The sequence below is a fragment of the Nonomuraea ferruginea genome, from assembly GCF_039540635.1.
Taxonomy (GTDB): Bacteria; Actinomycetota; Actinomycetes; order Streptosporangiales; family Streptosporangiaceae; genus Nonomuraea; species Nonomuraea ferruginea.
Genome location: NZ_BAABFD010000002.1, coordinates 582,614 through 597,705 on the forward strand (window position 1 = coordinate 582,614; position 15,092 = coordinate 597,705).

The window sequence follows — 15,092 nt, forward strand, 5'->3', positions numbered from 1 at the left end:
CGGCCGGGCCGGCGGCGACGGGCCTCCGATCGGCACGCGGTCAGCCCGTCCGGTCGGAGGCGGCCAGCTGCTCCACGGCCTCGTCCACGGTGGCCGACCCGCTCAGGAGCTGCTGGGACAGCCTTCCCATCAGATCCAGGGTCTTGGACGACAGCGCAACGTGCAGGGCGGGCCTGCCGGTCCTGATCTCAGAGACGATCGCGGTGGCGGCCGGGCCGGCCTGCGAGACGTCGATCGTGGTGTCGGACGTGATCGCGCCGGCCTCGGCGTAGAACGCCGTCAAGGCGTCGGTCGAGGTCAGGGCTCGCACCAGATCGGCGGCCAGTGCGGGGTCCTTCGTCCCCTTCGCGACCGCGTAGCCGATGCCGCCGTCATACGGAAGGCTCGGGGTGGCTCCGTCGGTGACGACCGGGGCCCGCATGACGCCGATCTTCTCGGGCGGCAGGAACTCTCCGAAGTCCTTCCAGTGCCCGATATCCGACATCAGTCCGATGATGTGAGCGGCCTTTCCGGTCTCGAAGACTGTGAAGATGTCGGTGAACATCGCGGTGGAGTTGGCGCCGCGGTTGTTCAGCCCTTTGTCGCCGGCGTCCTTCCACAGCTCGAAGATCCGCCGTACGTGGGGAGAGGTCCAGTCGCGCTTTCCGGCGATCCAGTCGTCGTACTCCCGGGGCGTGAGGATCCCGGATCCGAGGCCCGACAGGAAGAACTGGATGCCGAAGCCTTCCTTGTTCCCGAGCGCGAAGCAGGCGGCCCCGGTCGTCTTCTTGATGGCGGCGCAGCCGCTGACGAACTCGTTCCAGGTCTTGGGCGGGTCAGCCGGGTCGAGGCCGGCCGCTTCGTAGAGCGTCTTGTTGTAGTAGATCGGGTGCCCCTGCAGGGTCACCGGTGCGGCGTAGACCTTGCCGTCCTCGCTGAACGCTTCCCAGCCCGCCAGCCGGCTCCTGTCCTCGGCCACGTACCGGTCCAGCGGAAGGAGCGTGCCGGCTCGGTCACGGATCTGCCCACCCCCGTTGAAGAGCATGACGTCGGGCGCCTTGTTCGACTGGCTCGCCGTGCCGAGCAGGGTGTAGTACTGGTCGTACGGCTGGGCGACGAACTCGACGGCGACCCCCGGATGCCGCTTGGCGAAGTCCGCCTTCGCCTTCTCGACGTAGGCCGCGGCGGCCGGTTCACCGGACTTCCAGTCCCAGACCACGAGCTTCCGCTGCGAGTCCCCGGACGGGGTGCCCGTCCGGGTCGCGCTTCCACAGCCGGCCACGGCCAGTGCCGCGACCATCAGGGCCGACCATAACGCTCGGTGCTTCATCGCTGCCCGCTTTCCGGGAGCGGCCGCCGGATCAGGCCGTCTGCGGTCAAACGTAATTCGTATGACGTCTCACGGCAAGGGATCGTGCGTATACTGACCGCGGTGACGCTGTCACCTGCCAGGCCACCGGAGGCGACATGACGGCATCGCGGGAAACGGCCGGCAGTGACCCGGCGCCACCGGCCTGGGTACGCCGCCCGGCGAGTCTCGCCAGAGCGGTTACCGCCGAGCTGGTGGAGCGCATCGTGCGCGGTGTGCACCCGCCGGGGACACCGTTGCCCCCCGAGCCCGCGCTGTGCGAGACCTTCTCCGTGAGCCGCACCGTCGTGCGGGAGGCGGTGAAGATCCTGCAGGAGAAAGGGCTGGTGCAGGTCCGCCAGGGCTCCGGCACCATGGTCACTCCCCCGGCGACCTGGGACATGCTCGACGAGCTCGTCCTCACCGCGACCATCGCCGAGGACGAGAGCCTGGCGATCCTCGACGACCTCGTCGTCACCCGGCGCGTGCTGGAGTCCGACATGGCCAACGTCGCCGCCCGCCTGGCCGGGCCGGACACCGTAGATCAGCTACGAGCGCTGGTGGATCACATGGACGAGCTCGTGGACGACCCGGTCACGTACGCCGAGAGCGACCGCGCCTTCCACGACACCATCATGCGGGCCTCGGGCAACCGCATCGCTCGTGGCGTCGTACGGTCACTCGAAGGCCAGGTCGTCAACACCGCCCGCTACCTGGGCAGGACCGAGCGGGCCCTGTGCGTGGCGTCGAACCTCGGCCACCGCCGCATCTACGAACGCATCGCCGCGCACGATCCCGAAGGCGCCGCCGAGGCGATGTTCCGCCACATCACCGACGCCTGGATCGTCCGCCGCAGCGGGACGGCCGATCCCGTACGGCTGCAGCGCTAGCACGGACACCCCGCTCGGGCACCCGGACGATCTGAAAGTTTCATCGCGGCAGATCAGCGGTGGCCGCGGCGGCTTGTCCTGGTCAGGCGGAGGAGCGGCGGGATCTCCCCGGGCGAGGGCCCGCGACGTCGGGCGGGCCGGGCCTTGACAGGTCTTGTCACGGTCATATTTGCTCCGCTGCACCATCGCCATCAGCCGCCCGAAAGAAAGGGGGACCGATTACGGCGCTATTGCGTTAGCGCTAACACCTGAAATTACCGACCAGCTGACCGATGCGCGCCGGTCGGCGGGTTTCGATCGGCGGAACGTGGCGGCGTCGACCCTGATATCACCGGCGCCCGCAAGGCGAGGCACATACTTCCCATTCACGTGTGGCACCACCACAACGGCAAAGGAAATCGCGTGATGTCGAGGTTCAGGCTCCTCCTCACCGCCATCGCGTCGGCGGCACTGCTCGTCGTTCCGACCACGGGGCAGACGGCGCTGGGCGACAGCGCGACCCCGTCGCGCGCGCAACAGAGCGCCCTCGCGCCCACCGCGGGATGCGGCAAGACCCCGACCCTCAGAAGCGGCGCCCAATCGATTACCACGAGCGGCAGAAATCGAAGCTTCGTCCTGAGAATTCCAGACGGCTACAACAACACCACCCCCTACCGGTTGATTTTCGGATTCCACTGGAACGGCGGCACCGCCAACGACGTCGACTCGGGCGGAACCAGTGGTTATCCGTGGTCCTATTACGGGCTCAGGGCGCTGTCGAACGGCACCGCGATCTTCGTCGCGCCTCAGGGACTCAACAACGGCTGGGCCAACTCGGGCGGTGAGGACGTCACCTTCGTCGACGACATGATCCGGAGGATCGAGGCGGACCTCTGCGTGGACACCGCACAGCGCTTCGCCCTGGGCTTCAGCTACGGCGGCGGCATGAGCTACGCGCTCGCGTGCGCCCGGGCGACGGTCTTCCGCGCGGTGGCGGTCTACGCCGGCGCGCAGCTCAGCGGCTGCAGCGGCGGCACGGAGCCCGTCGCGTACATCGGGCTGCACGGCCTCAGGGATTCGGTGCTCAACATCTCCGCGGGCCGGTCGCTACGTGACAGGTTCGTCGGGAACAACGGCTGCACACCCCAGAACCCGCAGGAGCCCGCGCAGGGCAGCCTGACGCACATCGTCACCTACTACTCGGGATGCCGGACCGGGTATCCGGTGGCGTGGGCCGCGTTCGACGCGGGCCACACCCCCGGTCCCGTGGACGGGAGGCCTGGCGACTTCGAACCCGGCGAGAACTCCTGGACCAGGCCCGTGGTCTGGAACTTCTTCACGCAACTGGGAGGCGGCGACCCGAATCCGCCCGACACGAGCGCGCTGCGGGGTGTCGGGTCGAACCGCTGCCTGGACGTCAACGGCGCTTCCCAGGCGAACGGCGCGCAGGCGCTGATCTGGGACTGCAACGGCCAGCCCAATCAGCAGTGGACCGTGACCAGCGCCGGTGAGCTGCGGGTCTACGGCGGCAAGTGCCTGGACGTGAACGGGGCCGCGACGGCCGACGGCAGCGCGGTGATCATCTGGGACTGCAACGGCCAGAACAACCAGAAGTGGCGCCTCAACGCCGACGGCAGCATCACCGCGGTCGGCGCGAACAAGTGCCTGGACGTCAGCGGCGCCGGCACCGCCAACGGCACCAGGACGCAGATCTGGACCTGCCACGGCGGCGCCAACCAGAAGTGGACCCGCGCCTGACGGTCCGCGAAGGCGCCATCGCCGGGGCGAGTCACCGCCCCCCGCTCACCTCCACCGACCGCATCATCGACGCCCGCACCCACCACATCTCCGCCAGCGGGTACGTCCTGCAGAGCTCTGCCTGGGCCACACCCAGGAGCGTGTCGGCTCCTGGGTGTGGCCCAGGAGCGGACACCTTCGTCCCGCTCCTGTTCGGCAAGTCCGGGCGAGTGGAGGCTGCGTTCCGGACGGTGCCCCGGCTGGGTCAGGACGCATGGGCCGGAGCCGACGCGGAGTCCGGTGCCGGCTGTGATCCGCACCGTGTCCTGCTCACCAGGTGACCGGGAGTTCGTGGACGCCGTAGACGACGGCGTCGCTCTTGAACGGCAGGTGCTCGGCCGGTGTGGCGAGCCGCAGGGTGGGGACGCGGCGGAACAGCGTGTCGAAGACGATCTGCAGTTCCATCCGGGCCAGGTTCTGGCCGAGGCACTGGTGCGGGCCGAAGCCGAAGGCGAGGTGGTGGCGGGCCCCGCGTTCGACGTCCAGTTCGGCCGGGTCCTTGAACGCCGCCGGGTCCCAGTTGGCCGACAGGGCCGAGACGATGACGCCCTCGCCGGCCTTGATACGCGCCCCGCCGATCTCCACGTCTTCGGTGGCCACCCGGGAGGTGACTCCGTCGGCGATGGTGAAGTAGCGCAGCAGTTCCTCCACGGCCATGGGCGTCTTGTCCGGATTGGCGGTGATCAGGGCGAGTTGCTGCGGGTGGGTGAGCAGTGCGACCACGCCGAGCGAGATCATGTTCGCTGTGGTCTCGTGTCCGGCGGTCAGCAGCAGGAAGGCCAGGCTCACCAGGCCCGCGTGGTCGAGGGCGCCTTGCCGGCGTTGCCGGGCGATCTGCCGGCTGAACAGGTCGTCGCCGGGTTCGGACTCCTTGCGGGTGACCAGGTCGTCGATGTAGGCGCGCAGTTCGGCGAAGGCTCGCTGCCGGTCCTCCAGGGAGGTCCGGCTCACCATCATGGTGGTGCGGCTTTGGAAGAAGTCGTGGTCGCTGTAGGGGACGCCGAGCAGTTCGCAGATCACCAGGGAGGGCACCGGCAGGGACAGCGCCTGTACCAGGTCGACCGGCTGCTGGTCGGTGGCGAGCAGGTCGTCGATGAAGCGGTCGACGATGTCCTGGATCCGTGGGCGCAGCATGGCCAGCCGCCTGACGGTGAATTCGCCGATCACCGGGCGGCGGGCAGCGGCGTGTTCCGCGCCGTCCATGCCGAGCATCAACGGCGGCTGGCTGCGGAGTTGCCGCAAGGTCGCCGCATCGAGGGTGAAGAGCGGGAAGCCGTCCTTGCGCTTGTCGCAGGAGAAGCGGGGGTCGGCGAGGACGGCACGGCCTTCCTCGTGCCCGGACACCCACCACGCCTCGCCGCCGCTGGTCAGGCGGACCCTGCTGATCGGTGCCCGCTCGCGCAGCCGTTCGTAGGCGGCGGGCGGGGCGAAGGGGCAGCCACGCTCGACAGGCACTTCCAGGTCGGCGCGTTCGCCGGCGACGCTGTTCGTCATGAAGAACCTCCTGGTAAAAAGTCCGGGATGAAGCCGGAGGCGGTGTGGGCTGTTCCGCCGATGTTCATCGCAGGGTGAGTGGGGTCTCGGATGCGATGCGGGTCAGCTTGTCGGGGTTGCGGACGTAGTAGAGGCCGGTGATGCGGGCGTCCTCGACCCGGGCTGCTATGACGCCGTCGATCTCGCCGTCCACGCGCAGGAGGAGCGCCGGGTTGCCGTTGACCACGGTGGGCTCGCTGGTGAGCGTGACCTGGGCCTTGCCGAGGCCGCTGACGATCATGCGGGCCACCTTGCCCGCGCCGATGATCGGCTGCGGCGCGGCCTGCTTGACGCCGCCGCCGTCGCTCACCAGAACGACCTCAGGGGCGAGCACGTCGAGCAGGCCCTGCAGGTCCCTGGTCTCCAACGCGCGCCGGAACGACTCCAGAGCCGCCCGGGCCTGGCCCGGGGAGACCACCTCGCGAGGACGCCGGGCGTCGACGTGCCGGCGGGCCCGGTGCGCGATCTGGCGTACGGTCCCCGGCGTCTTGCCGACGGCGGCCGCGATCTCCTCGTAGCCGATGGCGAAGACCTCGCGCAGCACGAAGACGGCCCGCTCGGTCGGCGACAGCGTCTCCAGGACGAGCATCAGCGCCATCGACACACTCTCGGCCAGTTCGACGTCCTCGGCCACGTCCGGCGCGGTGAGCAGCGGCTCGGGCAACCAGGAGCCGACGTAGTCCTCCTTGAGACGCCTCATGGTGCGCAGCCGATCCAGCGAGCGCCGGGTGGCGATCCGTATCAGGTAGGCGCGCTGGTCGGACACCTGTCCCAGGTCGACCTTGACCCACCGAAGCCAGGTCTCCTGCAGGGCGTCTTCGGCGTCGGCCGCCGAGCCGAGCATCTCGTAGGCGACGGTGAACAGCAGGTTGCGATGGGCGAGGAACACCTCGGTGGCCGGGCCCATCTGACCGCCACCGGCCATCGGCTCGGCTGCGCCCGTCGTCGCGTCCCTGCGCTCCCGCATACCTGGCTCCTGCCCGCTCATTCGCGACTGCTGCTCTATGCATAAGGCGCCGGCGCCTGCCGATGTGTGACACCCGTGATGGGTGACACACCTCACGTCACCGCACTGTCACAAAGTCCGGGGCGCGAACGCCGCATGGTCGTCAGGGTGCCGACTCCCTGAGCGATCACCTTGGCCCCGCTGCGGGGTGACCGCGCAACCGCCATCTCACAAGGAACGGAAAGACATCATGAGCAAGGTCTGGTTCGTCACCGGTTCGTCTCGCGGCCTGGGCCGCAACTTCGTCGAGGCCGCCCTGTCGCGCGGCGACAAAGTGGCCGCGACCGCCCGTACCGCCGCAAGCCTTGACGAGCTGGTCGCCGGCTACGGCGACGCGGTGCTTCCGCTGGAGATGGACGTGACCGACAAGGCCGTCGTCCTCGACGGTGTGAAGCGGGCCGCCGAGCACTTCGGCCGTCTCGACGTCATCATCAACAACGCCGGGTACGCCCAGGTCGGCGCGGTCGAGGAGATCACCGAACAGCAGTTGCGCGACCAGATGGAGACCAACCTGTTCGGCGCAGTGTGGGTGATCCAGGCCGCACTGCCCTACCTGCGCGAGCAGGGCTCGGGACACATCATCCAGCTGTCCTCGGCCGCCGGGCTCATGGCCATGCCGCTCAGCGCCGCCTACAGCGCCTCCAAGTGGGCTCTGGAAGCCGTGAACGAATCCCTCGCCCAGGAGGTCGCCGACTTCGGTATCAAGGTGACCGTCATCGAGCCCGGCGGTTTCGCCACCAGGGGCGGCAAGAACCCCGATCCCCTCGACAACGGCCACCTGGCCGAGCCCGACCCGATCTACGACGGCCTTCGCCGGCGCATCGCCGCGTTCGCGGGAAAGCAGCCCGCCGGCGACCCGGCCGCCGCGGCCCAGGCCCTCCTCGAGATCGTCGACTCCGACGACCCGCCCCTGCGGGTGCTCTTCGGCCAGGGCTTCTACCCGATCCTCCAGCAGGTCTACGCCGACCGGCTCAAGACCTGGGCCGACTGGCAGGACCTTTCGGCGCGGGCTCACGGCAACCTCGATCAAGAAGATCGGTGACCCGGGGCCGAGCCAACTCATCGCAAGCAAGCGAACCGACAGGAGCACCACATGAAGCACCGCATCGTCGTCCTCGGCGCCGGCTACGCCGGGGCCTACGGGGCCGGGATCCTGGCCCGTCGGTTGTCCCCGGCGGACTTCGAGATCACCGTGGTCAACGCCGAGCCGGAATTCGTCCAGCGCATGCGGCTGCCCCAGTTGGCGGCCGGTCAGGAGATCGACACTCCGAACCTCGCCGACGTCTTCGCCGGCACGGGGATACGGCTGCGCCTGGCCCGTGTCACCGCCGTCGACCCCGAGCGCCGGGTCGTCGCCCTGGCCGACGCCGGCGGCGAACTCGGCTACGACACGCTTGTCTACGCGCTCGGCAGCCACGGTGACGTCGAAGGCGCGCCGGGCGTGGCCGAGCACGCCTTCGACGTCGCCGCCCGGCCCTCGGCGCTGCGCCTGCGCGAACGCCTGGACAGCCTGGTCACGCGGGGCGGAGGCGGGAACGTGGTGGTCGTCGGCGACGGGCTGACCGGCATCGAGACCGCCACCGAGCTCGCCGAATCCCGGCCCGGCCTGTCGGTGACGCTCATCGCCCGCGGACAGCTGGGCGCCCGGCTTTCGGCCGGAGCCCGCGGCCACCTGCGGCAGGCCTGCGACCGGCTGGGCATCACCGTCCTGGAGCACACCAGCGTCGAAGCCGTCGAAGCGGAGCGGGTGCTGTGTGCCGGCGGCACCGCCCTGACCTCCGACGCGACCGTGTGGACGGCCGGGTTCGCGGTCAGCCCCGTCGCCGCCGCCGCCGGGCTGAAGGTCACCGGGACCGGTCAGATCGTCGTCGACCGCACCATGCGGTCGATCTCGCACCCCGACGTCTACGCCATCGGCGACAGCGCCCGCGCCGTCGGCGACAACGGCCGGCCGCTGCCGATGTCCTGCGCCTCGGCCGGCTACACCAGCCGGCAGGCCATCGAGGCGATCGTGGGACGCCTGACCGGCCGCAAGATCCCACACACCAAGCTGGTCTACACGTACAACCAGATCAGCCTCGGGCGGCGGGATGGGATCCGGCAGGCGGTCGACGACGAAGGGCGAGCGAGGGCGAAGTACCAGGGCGGCCGGAAGTCCGCACAGATCAAGTCGGTCATTCTCAGGATGGCGCTGTGGGCCACCTCGCACCCGACCTTCGGCATGCCCAGGCGCAAGCACCGCCTGGCCGCCGCACCGGACGCGACAGCCGCGAAGGCGGCCGTGTAGCCGCCTCATAGGGTGTGGTCCACGTGGACAACCCCGCCGCTGATCGACCCCAGCCGGTTCGAGGCCGGAGAAGCCGGCCGGCCGCAGGAGTTGTCGCCGTCCGGCTCTGACGGCCTGGGGTGACGCTCGCTTCGACGGCGACGATCGGGGCGTCGTGCACGCAGGCGACCTGAGTTGCGGCGCCGGCCCGGCGGCCAACATCCTGTTCGTGCTCCAGACCTGACGAAGTAGGATCTGGGCCCCTCGGCTGTTCCCCCTGGAGGTGTCGTTGGCCGGTCACCAGATCCTCGCGGTCGATGACGACCCGGCGATCCTGCGGGCGCTGCGGCGCGGGCTGCGGCTGGAAGGGTTCGGCGTCGACACCGCCGGCTCCGGGCAGCGGGCGCTGGAGCTCGTCGCCGTCCGCAGGCCGGACGCGGTCGTGCTCGACGTGTCCATGCCCGGCCTGTCCGGCATCGATGTGTGCGCCCGCCTGCGGTCCGGCGGGGCCGACGTGCCGGTGCTCATGCTGTCCGCCATGGACGACGTGGCCGACCGGGTCGCCGGGCTCGCCGCGGGCGCCGACGACTACGTGGTCAAGCCGTTCGACCTCGGCGAGCTGGTGCTGCGGCTGCGCGCGCTGCTGCGCCGGGCCGGCCGCGTCCCCGGCGCCGCGGTACGGGTCGGGCCGCTGGTCGTCGAGCCGGCCGCGCGCAGGGTGACGATGCACGGCCGCGAGGTCGAGGTGACCCGGCGCGAGTTCGACCTGCTGGAGGTGCTGGCGCTCAACGCCGGCCTGGTGCTATCTCGCGAGGTGCTGCTGGAGCGGGTCTGGGGCTACGACTTCGACGTCACCGAGAACGCCGTCGACACCTTCGTCGGCTACCTCCGGCGCAAGCTGGGTGAGCCCCGCATGGTGCACACCGTCCGCGGTGTCGGCTTCGTCCTGCGGGCGCCGGCGGCGTGAAGCTGTCCACCCGCTTCGCGCTCTGCCTGGCCGTGCTCGTCCCGCTCATGGTGTCGCTGGCCGGGCTGCTGGTGCTGGCCCTGGTCTCCGCCGATCTGCGTGCCGAGCGCGACGAACGGCTGCTGGCGCGGCTGAACGCGCTCCGGCCGATGGCCACCTCGTACGCCTGGCGGGCCCGCGTCGCGCCCGCCGTGCCGCCGGACTTCATGGAGCGGCGGCTGGCCGCCGCGGTCGGTACGGGCGCGTACGTGCACGTCCACGGCGCGGAACCGCTGACGATCGGCGACGTGCCCGCGCGTCCGCCCGCCGGCGACGGCCCCGCCGACCACGCCGAAAGGGCGGGCGAGTGGCGGTACGTGGCCACCGACCTGGGGCGGCGGGGCAGCCGGTTATGGCTGTTCGAGCCGCGGGAACGGCTCGACGCCCAGCTCTCGCTGCTGCGCCGGCGGGTGTGGACGGTCACGCTGGCCGGCGCCGCGGCGGGCGCGGCGGCCGGGCTGGCGCTCGGGCGGTACGCGGTACGACCGCTCGTCCGGCTCGGCCGGCAGGCCGCGGCCCTCGACACCCCGCCGGAGCCGTCCGCCCGCACGGGGGTCCGGCTGGACACCGGGTCCCGCGTCGGTGAGATCGACCACCTGGCCGGGGTGCTCAACGACCTGCTGGACCGGCGCGACGCGGCGGTGACCCGCACCGCCGAGGCGCTCGACACCGCCCGCGCCTTCGCCGCCACCGCCGCGCACGAGCTGCGCACCCCGCTCACCAGCATGGGCGCCAACCTCGCCCAGCTCGACCACCCCGGCCTCACCCCCGCCGACCGCGACGAACTCGTCGCCGACCTGACCGCCGAGCACGCCCGCGTCCAGCGGCTCATCACCGTGCTCCGCCAGCTCGCCGCCGGAGAGCTGCTCGACCCCGCGACCTCCGCCCCCGCCGACCTGAGCGGCATCGTGCGCGAAGCCGCGGCCTCGGCCCGCCGCCGCCACCCCGGCGCGACGATCACCGAGTCCGTGGCGGACGGCGTGACCGTGCGCGGCTGGGCCGAGGGGCTCCGGCTGATCGCCGGCAACCTGCTCGACAACGCCGCCAGGCACGGCGAGCCCCCGATCACCGTGGAACTCGCCCTCGACGGGGCGACCGCGGTCCTCACCGTCGCCGACGGCGGCCCCGGCGTCACCGCCGGGGAGCGTGAAGCCGTGTTCGCCCGGTTCCGCCGCCGTCCGGGCAGTCCCGGCTCCGGCCTCGGCCTGACGCTCGTCCGTCAGCAGGCCGAGCTGCACGGCGGCGCCGCCACCGTGACCGGCTCCCGCTTCGAGATCCGGCTGCCCACGGCAGGCGGGACCGGCCGCGCCCGCTCGTGGCTGGAGTGACTGCCAGAGATTTGCCAAGGACGCCCGCCATCATCGCCCCTGTCCCATCACCCACTCCAGGAGGCGACGTGCGCAGCATCCTCATCGCGCTCACCCTGGCCGCGCCCGCGGCCCCGTCCGCCGACGTCATCCGGCCTTCGGCCGACCCGGTCAAGCTGGTCGACGCCAACCGGCCGCTCTCGGCCACGTACACCTACCAGGGCGAGCGGCGCACCCTCGACGACTTCCTCACCCGTACGAAGACCAACGGATTCCTCGTCCTGCGCGGTCAGAAGATCGTCCACGAGCGGTACACCGACGCGAACCGGAACACCCGCTTCCAGTCGTGGTCGATGGCCAAGTCCTTCACCTCGGCGGCACTCGGCATCGCGCTGCGGGAGGGGCACATCCGGTCGCTCGACGAGCCCGTCACCAAGTACCTGCCCGAACTGCGCAAGTCCGGCTACAACAACGTGTCCATCCGGCACCTGCTGTGGATGTCGTCCGGCACCGACTGGGACGAGCGCGAGGACGTCCCCCGGATGCAGATCGCCGCGAACCAGGGCCAGTCGCTCACCCGGATGGCCGCCCGTCAGCAGCCCGACTGGACCCCAGGAAGCCAGTTCGAGTACAACAGCATGAACTCGTACGTCCTGGCCCGCGTGATCACCGAGGCGACCGGCACCCCCTACCACCGCTACGTCGAGAAGAAGATCTGGCAGCCCGCGGGCATGGCGGGCGCGGCCCAGATCTCCAGTGACGGCAAGGGCGAGAGCCTCGGCTACTGCTGCTTCCAGGCCACCGACCGCGACTACGCCCGCTTCGGCCTCCTCTACCTGCGCCAGGGCAAGGCTCACGGCAAGCAGGTGGTCCCGGCGTCGTGGGTGAAGTCGTCCACCAGCCCGTCCGAGGTCAACCCGAAGTACGGGCTGCACTGGTGGCTGGGCGGCGAGCGTGACTTCATGGCGGCGGGGTTCGGCGGACAGTACATCTACGTCTCGCCGGAGCACGACGTGGTGATCGTCAAGTCGACCACGTCGACCGGCGCGCACGACCAGGAGGAGGTGCTGGCCGCCTTCCGCGCCGTCGCCGCCAAGGTCTCCTGAGCGCGCCGTACGACACCCGGGTCACCTCGCACGGTCACCGTCGGGCGACGGCCTGCGGCGAGCCGGCGTCACGGGCTGCTCAGGCTCGTCCCGGTACCGCCACCCCGACCAGCGGGTGACCCGGACGATGATCACCGGCCCGGCGGGGCGGCGCTCGCGGTACTGCTCGTACTCACGCACGAGCGCGTCCAGCACGGCGGCCCGGTCCCGGCCGTCCACCGCCACCACCGCACTCCCGTCAGCCCGCACCCACCACAGCCGGGTCCAGTCGTCCTCGTAACGGCCGGCCGGCAGCGCGACCTCCGGGGTTGTCGCCGATGTCGCGCGGGCGCCGCAGATCACTGGTCCGTTCCGCCGCGCCGTCTCCGCGTCCATGCCCTCCGCATGCCCCTGCGCCGACCAGGAGACCGTCACCGTCACGTGTCGGGTATGAACGGGCCTTAGTACTGAGGCGTAGGGGTCACCTGGCGACGGCCACCGCGAGATCGTCCGGAGTCGGTGAAGACAACCGAAGATCGTGCAGTGGCCGCGGACCGCCGGTCGGTTCGGCCGCATCGAACCACGTCGCGCCGCGCATGCGTACGTGCGCGGGCTGCCGGCCGACACCGACCGCGAGAACTGCTGGAACCTGGCCGAACACGCCGGGCTGCTCGGTCCGCGGTCGCGCGGCCGGGGACCGAGACGATGTCGGGCTCGTCGTCCTGGCCGACGCCGGCGGTGCAGGTGCAGGGCGAATTTACGGCTCGACCCGCCCAGGCTCGTGCACGCCCGGGCCCGTCGCAGCGGGGCCCGCGGCGCTGACCGCTAGCCCGTGCCGGCGAGCCAGGCGGTCTCGCCCTGGTGGAACGCGTCGAGCTCGGCCGGCCGGTCGTCGCCGAGCAGGTCTTGGCTCACCGTCACGCCGCGGGTCGACTGAATCCAGGTGAGGAACCGGTAGGACGGCCGAAGCCCGGCAAGCTGGGCCCCGTCCACCGGAAGCGCCTCACCCGCGTGGACGGGGCGCAGCTCGTCGCGCTCCATCAGGACCTCGAAGGTCATCAGCCTCCACCGTCCTTCGTCCCGAACCGCACGTGAGAAGAAGCGGCAGTAGGCGTGGAAATCGACCTCCACTCCCTTCACCGTGGTCCGGTTGAAGATCTTCGCCGGGCTCTCGACGGTCGCCCGGTCGCCCTCGACCCGCGCGTAGGCGGGGAAGACCCAGTGCTTGCTGTTCCCGGTCCGCGCCATCCACGTCTTCGTCGCCTCGACGTAGGCCTCGCCGCCGCGTCCCTCGTACCACGTGGTCCGGACGTAGGCGTCGTCGTGGAAGCAGTCACGCATCATGTCGAAGAGTCGCTGGTCGCGGGCGAAGCGTTCCCGCCTCACCAGGTCGAAGAGCTCCTCGCGGTCCAGGAGGGCTGCCAGCCGCCGGCTGTGGTCAGGGTTCACCATGTCGTCCTCTCGTTCACCGCGGATAGCCGAGCACGGCCTTCACCTCGAGGTACTCCTCGAAGCCGAACCGCCCGAACTCCCGTCCGTTCCCGGACTGCTTGTAGCCGCCGAACGGCAGGCTGCGGTCGAACGGAGCGCCGTTGAGGTAGACGCGGCCCGCACGGATGCGGTTGGCGACCCTGCGGGCGCGGTCGGGGTCCTTCGACTGCACGAAGCCCGCCAGCCCGTACGGCGTGTCGTTCGCGATCTCGACGGCCTCGTCCTCGGTCTCGTAGAGCAGGATCGAGAGCACGGGGCCGAAGATCTCCTCGCGCGCGATCCGCATCTGCGGCGTGACGTCGCCGAACACGGTCGGGCGGACGTAGAACCCCTTGTCGAGCCCGTCGGGGCGTCCCGGGCCGCCGGCCACGAGCGTCGCGCCCTCGTCGATCCCCGACTGCACGAGCGCGGTGATCTTCTCCAGCTGCGCCTGGCTCACCACGGGCCCCATCGTGGTCGACGGATCGAACGGGTCCCCGAGACGGACCTCCTCGACCGCCCGTCGCGCAGCGGCGTACGCCTCGTCGCGCTGCGAGCGGTGCACGAGCATCCGCGTGGGCGACTGACAGTTCTGGCCGCCGTTGGTGTAGCACGAGTGCACCCCGGCGACGACCGCGGACTCCAGGTCCGCGTCGGGCAGGATGATGTTGGCCGACTTGCCGCCGAGCTCGAGCGCGACGCGCTTCACCGTGTCGGCCGCGAGCTTGGAGACCCTGATGCCGGCACCGGTCGAGCCGGTGAGCGAGACCATGTCGATGCCGGGGTGCGCCGCGATGGCCTCACCCACCGTGGGACCGTCACCGTTGACGAGGTTGAACACGCCGGGCGGCAGCCCGGCGTCGTGGATGACCTCGGCGAGCACCATGGCGCTGAGCGGCGCGATCTCGCTCGGCTTGAGCACCACGGTGCATCCCGTGGCGAGGGCCGGGGCCACCTTCGACGCGACCTGGTTCAGCGGCCAGTTCCACGGCGTGATGAGACCGCAGACGCCGATCGGCTCGCGCCGCACGATCCCGGCTCCCATCTTCTCCTCGAAGCGGTAGCCCGCGAGCACGCGGGCCGCCTCCTCGAAGTGGAACAGCGCCACCGTGGCCTGGCGTTCCGTCGAGAACGTGATCGGCGCCCCCATCTCACGCGTCATCGTCCGGGCGATCTCGGGCAGCCGAGCCCGGAAGCCGGAGATGATCCGCTCGAGGTACTCCAGCCGTTGCTCCACGCTGACGTGCGCGTACGCGGCGAAGGCCGCGCGCGCCGCCACCACCGCGCGGTCGACGTCCTCGGCCGTCCCGAGGCTGATCTCCGCGAACGTCTCCTCGGTCGCGGGGTCGAGGACGCCCAAGGTGCGCGGCGCGGCCGGATCGACCCACGCACCCCCGATGTAGAACTGGTGTCTGGTGGACATGTC

At 70.8% G+C, this 15,092-nt stretch carries 13 protein-coding genes and 1 pseudogene; 8 read left to right on the forward strand and 6 right to left on the reverse strand.

Annotated elements, in window-relative coordinates:
• Window positions 1-40: 40 nt before the first annotated feature.
• The gene (locus tag ABD999_RS06000; RefSeq protein WP_271277153.1) at window positions 41-1,279 is read right to left on the reverse strand and encodes an ABC transporter substrate-binding protein; all 1,239 of its coding nucleotides are present in this window, start codon (window positions 1,277-1,279) and stop codon (window positions 41-43) included.
• A gap of 167 nt (window positions 1,280-1,446) precedes the next feature.
• Here ABD999_RS06000 and ABD999_RS06005 point away from each other — a divergent pair, with 167 nt between their 5' ends.
• Window positions 1,447-2,217 carry a FadR/GntR family transcriptional regulator gene (locus ABD999_RS06005; protein ID WP_271277152.1) on the forward strand — a complete coding sequence of 257 codons (771 nt, stop codon included), beginning with the start codon at window positions 1,447-1,449 and terminating at the stop codon, window positions 2,215-2,217.
• Between the two features lie 405 nt (window positions 2,218-2,622).
• The gene (locus ABD999_RS06010) at window positions 2,623-3,954 is read left to right on the forward strand and encodes an RICIN domain-containing protein (protein WP_271277151.1); all 1,332 of its coding nucleotides are present in this window, start codon (window positions 2,623-2,625) and stop codon (window positions 3,952-3,954) included.
• A 309-nt stretch (window positions 3,955-4,263) separates the two neighbouring features.
• Here the strand turns inward: ABD999_RS06010 and ABD999_RS06015 are convergent, their stop codons facing one another.
• Entirely contained in the window at window positions 4,264-5,487 is a 1,224-nt protein-coding gene (locus ABD999_RS06015) for a cytochrome P450 (RefSeq protein ID WP_271277150.1), read from the reverse strand.
• A gap of 64 nt (window positions 5,488-5,551) precedes the next feature.
• The gene (locus ABD999_RS06020; protein ID WP_271277149.1) at window positions 5,552-6,493 is read right to left on the reverse strand and encodes an RNA polymerase sigma-70 factor; all 942 of its coding nucleotides are present in this window, start codon (window positions 6,491-6,493) and stop codon (window positions 5,552-5,554) included.
• 229 nt (window positions 6,494-6,722) lie between these two features.
• On the opposite strand from ABD999_RS06020, the gene ABD999_RS06025 reads away from it, so the two are divergent.
• From ABD999_RS06025 to ABD999_RS06045, 5 genes are all read left to right on the forward strand, one after another.
• Window positions 6,723-7,574, forward strand: coding sequence for an SDR family NAD(P)-dependent oxidoreductase (locus ABD999_RS06025; RefSeq protein WP_271277148.1), 852 nt, complete (start codon window positions 6,723-6,725; stop codon window positions 7,572-7,574).
• Between the two features lie 51 nt (window positions 7,575-7,625).
• Window positions 7,626-8,819, forward strand: coding sequence for an NAD(P)/FAD-dependent oxidoreductase (locus tag ABD999_RS06030; RefSeq protein ID WP_271277147.1), 1,194 nt, complete (start codon window positions 7,626-7,628; stop codon window positions 8,817-8,819).
• Window positions 8,820-9,087: 268 nt separating this feature from the next.
• The gene (locus ABD999_RS06035) at window positions 9,088-9,765 is read left to right on the forward strand and encodes a response regulator transcription factor (RefSeq protein WP_148032249.1); all 678 of its coding nucleotides are present in this window, start codon (window positions 9,088-9,090) and stop codon (window positions 9,763-9,765) included.
• Window positions 9,762-11,132, forward strand: a complete 1,371-nt coding sequence (locus ABD999_RS06040; RefSeq protein ID WP_271277146.1) for a sensor histidine kinase — start codon at window positions 9,762-9,764, stop codon at window positions 11,130-11,132. The genes ABD999_RS06035 and ABD999_RS06040 overlap by 4 nt, the downstream gene beginning before the upstream one ends.
• 68 nt (window positions 11,133-11,200) lie before the next feature.
• Window positions 11,201-12,217 (forward strand): serine hydrolase domain-containing protein, encoded by a 1,017-nt coding sequence (locus tag ABD999_RS06045; RefSeq protein WP_271277145.1) that lies wholly within the window; start codon window positions 11,201-11,203, stop codon window positions 12,215-12,217.
• 21 nt (window positions 12,218-12,238) lie between these two features.
• Here ABD999_RS06045 and ABD999_RS06050 read toward each other — a convergent pair whose 3' ends face one another.
• Window positions 12,239-12,637: a PNPOx family protein gene (locus tag ABD999_RS06050; protein WP_271277144.1), complete on the reverse strand. Its 399-nt coding sequence runs from the start codon at window positions 12,635-12,637 to the stop codon at window positions 12,239-12,241.
• 97 nt (window positions 12,638-12,734) lie between these two features.
• On the opposite strand from ABD999_RS06050, the pseudogene ABD999_RS06055 reads away from it, so the two are divergent.
• A pseudogene (locus ABD999_RS06055) lies at window positions 12,735-12,890 on the forward strand (IS701 family transposase); the annotation flags it as partial.
• A gap of 131 nt (window positions 12,891-13,021) precedes the next feature.
• Here ABD999_RS06055 and ABD999_RS06060 read toward each other — a convergent pair.
• Together ABD999_RS06060 and ABD999_RS06065 are read right to left on the reverse strand one after the other, a co-directional pair.
• Window positions 13,022-13,648: a nuclear transport factor 2 family protein gene (locus ABD999_RS06060; protein ID WP_271277143.1), complete on the reverse strand. Its 627-nt coding sequence runs from the start codon at window positions 13,646-13,648 to the stop codon at window positions 13,022-13,024.
• Between the two features lie 13 nt (window positions 13,649-13,661).
• Window positions 13,662-15,089: an aldehyde dehydrogenase family protein gene (locus ABD999_RS06065; RefSeq protein ID WP_271277142.1), complete on the reverse strand. Its 1,428-nt coding sequence runs from the start codon at window positions 15,087-15,089 to the stop codon at window positions 13,662-13,664.
• Window positions 15,090-15,092: the final 3 nt, after the last annotated feature.

Coding starts and splice junctions, on each gene's coding strand:
- ABD999_RS06000 (WP_271277153.1), bottom strand. CDS start 1,279: ATGGTCGCGGCACTGGCCGTGGCCGGCTGTGGAAGCGCGACCCGGACG.
- ABD999_RS06005 (WP_271277152.1), top strand. CDS start 1,447: ATGACGGCATCGCGGGAAACGGCCGGCAGTGACCCGGCGCCACCGGCC.
- ABD999_RS06010 (WP_271277151.1), top strand. CDS start 2,623: ATGTCGAGGTTCAGGCTCCTCCTCACCGCCATCGCGTCGGCGGCACTG.
- ABD999_RS06015 (WP_271277150.1), bottom strand. CDS start 5,487: ATGACGAACAGCGTCGCCGGCGAACGCGCCGACCTGGAAGTGCCTGTC.
- ABD999_RS06020 (WP_271277149.1), bottom strand. CDS start 6,493: ATGCGGGAGCGCAGGGACGCGACGACGGGCGCAGCCGAGCCGATGGCC.
- ABD999_RS06025 (WP_271277148.1), top strand. CDS start 6,723: ATGAGCAAGGTCTGGTTCGTCACCGGTTCGTCTCGCGGCCTGGGCCGC.
- ABD999_RS06030 (WP_271277147.1), top strand. CDS start 7,626: ATGAAGCACCGCATCGTCGTCCTCGGCGCCGGCTACGCCGGGGCCTAC.
- ABD999_RS06060 (WP_271277143.1), bottom strand. CDS start 13,648: ATGGTGAACCCTGACCACAGCCGGCGGCTGGCAGCCCTCCTGGACCGC.
- ABD999_RS06065 (WP_271277142.1), bottom strand. CDS start 15,089: ATGTCCACCAGACACCAGTTCTACATCGGGGGTGCGTGGGTCGATCCG.